The organism is Candidatus Zixiibacteriota bacterium (assembly GCA_022865345.1).
Classification (GTDB): Bacteria; Zixibacteria; MSB-5A5; order MSB-5A5; family RBG-16-43-9; genus RBG-16-43-9.
This window is the reverse complement of record JALHSU010000127.1, coordinates 1-6,059: the sequence shown is the minus strand read 5'-3', so window position 1 is coordinate 6,059 and position 6,059 is coordinate 1. Positions and strand designations below refer to the sequence as shown.

Below are 6,059 nucleotides of genomic sequence, written 5' to 3'. Positions count from 1 at the left end.
TGTAGGGGCAGGCCCCTGTGCCTGCCCTGGTGGTGGGCAACCACAGGGGGTTGCCCCTACAGATGATAAAACAATTATTCCGTGAATATGATTTGGCATCACCACGAATGCATCAGTATTAACACCTTGGTAATTTTGTGGCAATTCACTCCAAACCGATTGAATCATTTTCCCGATTCGGTTTAATCTCATTTTACTATTCACAATTTCTCCGAATAGATGTTTCCAATTATATGCACATACCGTCACAAAATACGCCCCGGGATGCGAATTATCATATTCTTTTAATCTGATGGATCGGCGGTGATGTTTTTCTTTTTCTGGAATTTCACACATGTAATCGCTTTATCGTAGGGGTTTGATTTATCAACTTCCTCTCAAAAACTCTTTCCAGCTTAAAGTCTTAATTCCATGATTTTTCGCCTTCCCAGTTGCCTTTGTATCCCTTTCGTCAATAACGAGGGTAAACTTTCGCTTCAAAGCAATTGCCATGGCGGCTGCTTCTCCATCATCTATACCAACTTGGCTTCTAATCCATAAATATTCTTCATCCTCTCCATTCTGAAAGGAAGTAACTACTTCAGGATATCTAATGAGAAATCTATGCAATGGAGATTGTGGCAGGTTAACTTCCTTAGCTATTTTTTCAGGTATTAAGATTTCTTCTCTCCGTCGTCGTAGATAAGCCATTTTGCCAGTTCTCTCTATATTTATTAACGAAGATGCGTCAAAAACATACTGAAATAATTTTTTCTGTATATCCATACTCAGTTTTAGCTCTCTCTTTGTTCAACTAATTCCATGGCTTTTCTTATGGGGATCTTCAAAGCGTCGGCAACTTTTCCATAAGAAATGTGTCCTTTCTTATAAGCCTCAATAGTAGTGTCCACAAATCGCTTGCCAAGTTGCCTTTCCCATGATGGGGTCTTGGGACGCCGAAAGTATTTGGGTTTACTTTCCATAATTCTATCTGTTAGTCCACTCTTTATTAGATTTAGATGCTCTAATCTATATCCCAGTGCTTGAATGCTAACACCCCATTTTGAAGCCATTTGAGCTAATTGTTTTTCTGATGGATTTCTTGAAAGATTTCGTTTTTCAAAATCTTCCCTTATCCCTCCTTCAGGTAGAAATAATTCTATTGCCATCTGGTTGGCTTTATATTCTAAGCCCCCAGAAGGTTGTCCAAATTGTAAGTGAACATAGCAAAGAGATGACCCATGGCTATAAAGAAGATGACACAGCTCATGAGCTAAAGTGAAATTTCTTCTTCCTTTTAGTTCTTTAGCATTGAGTAAAATACATGGGCCGTACACGGAATGCCAGAATGAAAAACCAGAGAAAGCGTCATCTGGAACAGGTAACTCAAAGATAAGAATTCCCTTATTTTCTAATAAGTTTCTCAAATCAGGCAAAGGTTTATTCCCCGCATCAAAGATTCTCCTAATACTTTGAGCAATTGCCTTCGGCGTGTCTGCTTTATCGAAGTGCGGAAGTTTAACTTCCCTTCTCTTATTTAGTAGATTTTCAAATTCGAAGACTGTTCGACATAATTCGTCAAATCTTGCCAGCACAATTTTTGTTTCTTTGGATAAATTTCTCAGAGTTTGTCCAGATTTTCCACGAAATTCTATTTTTTCTGGTGGATGAGGAGTTTCTCTTAAGAAATAATCTATCTCTCTGCCATAAAGTGCAGCCAAATCTTCAAGCTGTTTCAAAGTAGGTCTTGACTGCTCTTTTTCCCAATTGATTATATCCTGCGGTTTAACGTTTATCTCTTCTGCTATGTCTTCCGGTGTCAGCTGCAGTAGATCCCTTGCTCTTTTCAACTGAGCCCCAATAATAACACTTTTTTTAGATTCTAAACCATTAGTCATGATTTGCCTCTGTTCTCATTTCTAATAATTTTAGTTGAAGGGCTTGAGTTGTCAAACCGTTATTTAGGGCACAGAGTAACAATACACAAGCGCTTATTATTAACTTCTAAAACCTCCCACTTGGTAAACAAAACCATTCCCTCTAAAATCAAAGTACCAGAAATGCTCAGGATATTTACCGATATTTCCCTCTTCGTCTTTCCACTCAACCTTGAGAGATAGTCGTAATTGACGATTCGCATTCTCATCATTTGCTTCATTAACCATTGTATTGAAGTTTTTGCCTATTTGGAGTAATGGTTTTTCTAGCGGAAAATGACCTTCAATCGAAAATTGAGGTGTCAAATGCCATATGGTTTGACCCGAATAGTCTGGGCCTAAATCCGTATTTTGTCCGTATACTTGCGTCTGAACCCATACACGAGTTCCTGCGTAGCGATTAGTGGGATTCTCCACACCAATGCGAACATCCTTAGCTTCTGGTATATAATGAATTCCCGCCACTACTACGGGCTGTTCTTTTTTTACTGCGAGCTGGTAGGTGAAGTAAGTATACCAAATGACAGCTAAAAGAGTAAGTGAGAGAATTACAAAGGTCCCTCCCTTTAACCAACAGGCTGATAACGATATTATCATGAACAACAATACAATTACAGTTGCCACAAAAGAAATCAGTAAAGATATATTCTGCTTCCTCATATTCAATTGTCTCCTTTCAATTGCATTTATCTCTTGAAAAGTTTGATTTTCACAGTTGTTCAGGATAACTCACCTAATTTCCTCACATTTGGTGTATCGCCTTGCTAAATTCTTTCAAAACTCTTTCATCCCCTTTTTCTTCTAATGTATTTCCTATCACCACAAGATTCGCTCCAGCTTTTACTTTTTCTTTGGCGATTTCCGGGTCCCTTATCCCTCCACCGATTATTAAGGGAACGGTGATAAATTTTTTAACCTCTTTAATCAGAAAATCAGGCACAGATTTATCCGCACCGGAGCCTGCATCCATAAAGACTAATTTCATCCCTAAATATTCAGCTGCTAAAGCGTGCGCACAGGCGATATCCGGTTTGTTCGGAGGCATAGGCAGGGTGTCGGACATAAACTGGACCGAGGTCATCTTCCCGGATTCGATCAGCATATATCCTGTAGGAATCGGCTCTAAGCCGAACTCTTTTATCACCGGTGCGGCTTTCACCTGTTCACCGATCAAGAGATTCGGGTTCCGGCCAGAGATCAAGGATAAGAACAATACCGCATCCGCATACTTTGAGACCTGGTTGGCATTCCCCGGAAAGATTATCACCGGCAGCTTGACTTTTCCCTTTATCTTTTTAATAGCCTCATCAAAATGAGTTGAAAAAAGCAGACTCGACCCAACCAAGATCCCATCCGCCCCACCTTTTTCTGCTCTTAAGGCTAAATCGGAAATCTCTCTTGGGCTTAATCTGTCCGGGTCCAACAAAACTAAAAAACCCGCCTTTTTCTTTTTTATGACCCCTAATAACCTTTGATAAACTGTCAAATTCCCCTCATATTCAGAGACTGGAGTGTAAAGCCGTCAAGGGTCTTGAGACTTCAGCTTTACCTTTGCTTTTCGTCCCGCTTAGGCGGGACGAAGAGGGGTTGTTGGTCTGGAGACCAACAACCAGCACTTAAGCATTGACACGGTCAATGCACTCCAAAACTCCTCATTCCAACATCTTTTTAATTATCTCCGGCACCTTTGATAAAGCAAAATCTAACTTGGTTATATCCTTTCCACCGGCTTGAGCTAAATGCGGTTTCCCTCCACCGCTTCCGCCAGTCAGTTTTGCCACTTCCTTTACTATGTCACCGGCTTTTATTCCTCTCTTTATCAAATCGTCCGTCACCGAGGCAACAAAAGAAAGCTTATCATCCGAGACTGTAGCGAACACTCCGACTGAGGATTTCAGACTTTCCCGCAGAGCATCTGCTAAACTCAGTAAATTTTCCCTATTTCCGCTATCATCCCGATAAGAGATTATCTTTACCCCATCCAGGTCAAAACCATTCCTATACAGTTCCTTGATCTTGTCTTTGGCACTCCCTGCTTCAGCATGCTTTACTCTCTTTTCCATTTCTCTGCTGTTCTCCAAAAGCTCAGCCACTTTTTTGCCTAATTCTTCTCTTTTCACTTTTAGAATATTAGAGAGTCCCTCCAAAGTTTTCTCTTCCTCTTTAACCAATTCATAGGCACTCTTCCCGGTTACTGCTTCAATCCTCCTCATCCCGGCAGCAATACTTTGTTCTGAGATTATCCTGAACAAACCAATTTCACCCGTAGCTTTAACATGAGTCCCACCGCAGAGCTCCATAGAATATTCATCTACCTTTACAACCCTGACTGTATCCTCATATTTTTCCCCGAACAAAGCCATTGCTCCAAGCTTTTTTGCCTCATCCAGAGTTGTGATAAATGTTTTGACCTCCAGATTCTCCCAGATTTTCTGATTGACCTTATATTCTATTTTTTCTAGCTCATCCTCAGTCAAAGCCTTAAAATGAGTGAAATCAAACCTGAAGCTTTTTGGCTCAACTGAAGAACCAGACTGATGCACATGTTCACCCAGAGTTTCCCTAAGAGCCTTATGCAGAAGATGAGTAGCAGTATGGTTGCGCATTATCGATTCGCGGCGTTCTGTATCAATTTCAGCAAGAACTGTTTTGCCTATCTGCTTAGTAATATCACCTCTTTTTACTTCTCCCAAATGAATAATATGATTTCCATGTTTAACAACATGAGTAACTTCAAATTCAAAACCTTCATTAGTAATCACACCAGTGTCAGCTATCTGGCCTCCCGATTCTGCATAAAAAGGAGTTTTATCTAAAATAATACCTTCCTCGTTAACTATCACAAATAGAACTTTAGATTCAATACTCGGACGATCTTCATATCCCGTGAATTGTGTTGGAGGAATCTTTTCTAAGCTTTCTGGGGGTTTTTGAACGTTCCAAGATATTGAAAGGTCTTTTCCTACGGTTCTAGACAATACTCTATGTTTTTCTAATTCTCTTTTATATCCCTCTATATCCACGGAAAGGCCATCCTTCTCAGCCATAGCTTGAGTTAGCTCAATAGGGAAACCATAAGTAGCCTCTAAATTAAAAGCTTCCTTACCTAAAATTGTTTTGCTACCTTTTTTTAAAACCTCCTCTTTAACTACTTCATAACGCCCAATCCCCGAATCTAATGTTTCTTCAAATCTTTCTTCTTCAGATTTTATCCATTGAGAGATTAATTCTTTCTTATCCTTAAGATCAGGATAGACCTCGCCCATCAAGTTAACCACTACTTCTGAGAGCTTAAAGAGAAAAGGTTTACGTAAATTTAACAGTCTGCCGTGCCAAGCTGCTCTTCTGAGGATCATTCTTAGTACATAACCTCTCCCCTCGTTTGAAGGAAATGCCCCATCTGCAATGGCAAAGCTCAAAGCCCGGATATGGTCTGCAATCACCTGGAACGAGTCAGAATGAAGGGATTCCTTATATTTTTGTCCGGAGATCTCCTCTGTTTTTCTGATTATGGGTTGAAAAAGGTCAGTATCGTAATTTGAATCTACGTTCTGTAAAAGAGCGGTCAATCTCTCGAAACCCATTCCAGTATCAACAGTTTTCGACGGCAGATCAGTGAGCTTACCATTTTCATCTCTGTAATACTGCATAAAGACTAAATTCCAGACCTCGATCACTCTTCCACACCCGCAGTTCACTCCGCAGTCTGGTTTGGAACAGCTATATTCTTTCCCCCGGTCATAATGGATCTCCGAGCAGGGCCCGCAAGGACCAACTTCTGCCATCTCCCAGAAATTCTCCTTTGCATCGAACCTTAAAACCCTCCCTTTTTTGATATCCGTATTCTCATACCATAATTTCTCGGATTCGTCATCTTCCGTGAAAACAGTTGCCCAGAGTTTTTCCTTGGGAAGCTTGCACACTTCAGTCAAAAATTCCCAGGCATAAATAATGGCTTCTTTTTTGAAATAATCCCCAAAAGACCAGTTGCCCAGCATCTCAAAAAAAGTATGGTGATAGGTGTCTTTCCCCACCTCTTCCAGATCGTTATGCTTACCAGAGACCCGAATACATTTCTGAGACGAGGCAGCTTTGTTGTAATCCCTTTTCTCCAGTCCTAAGATGAGCTTCTTGAACTGGTTC

Annotated in this window: 6 protein-coding genes; all 6 read right to left on the bottom strand. The window is 40.5% G+C overall.

Features of this window, described 5'->3' with window-relative positions; translation table 11 throughout:
• On the bottom strand, positions 1-336 hold a 336-nt coding region (locus tag MUP17_05620; protein ID MCJ7458451.1), incomplete at its 3' end, for a transposase.
• 30 nt (positions 337-366) lie between these two features.
• Complete coding sequence (locus MUP17_05615; GenBank protein MCJ7458450.1) at positions 367-765, bottom strand: hypothetical protein; 399 nt, start codon at positions 763-765, stop codon at positions 367-369.
• 8 nt (positions 766-773) lie between these two features.
• Positions 774-1,877, bottom strand: coding sequence for an XRE family transcriptional regulator (locus MUP17_05610; GenBank protein MCJ7458449.1), 1,104 nt, complete (start codon positions 1,875-1,877; stop codon positions 774-776).
• A 99-nt stretch (positions 1,878-1,976) separates the two neighbouring features.
• Entirely contained in the window at positions 1,977-2,576 is a 600-nt protein-coding gene (locus tag MUP17_05605) for a hypothetical protein (protein ID MCJ7458448.1), read from the bottom strand.
• 82 nt (positions 2,577-2,658) lie between these two features.
• Positions 2,659-3,402: a geranylgeranylglyceryl/heptaprenylglyceryl phosphate synthase gene (locus tag MUP17_05600; protein ID MCJ7458447.1), complete on the bottom strand. Its 744-nt coding sequence runs from the start codon at positions 3,400-3,402 to the stop codon at positions 2,659-2,661.
• A gap of 166 nt (positions 3,403-3,568) precedes the next feature.
• Positions 3,569-6,059 (bottom strand): alanine--tRNA ligase (alaS, locus tag MUP17_05595; protein ID MCJ7458446.1); only part of this gene is annotated, 2,491 nt, incomplete at its 5' end.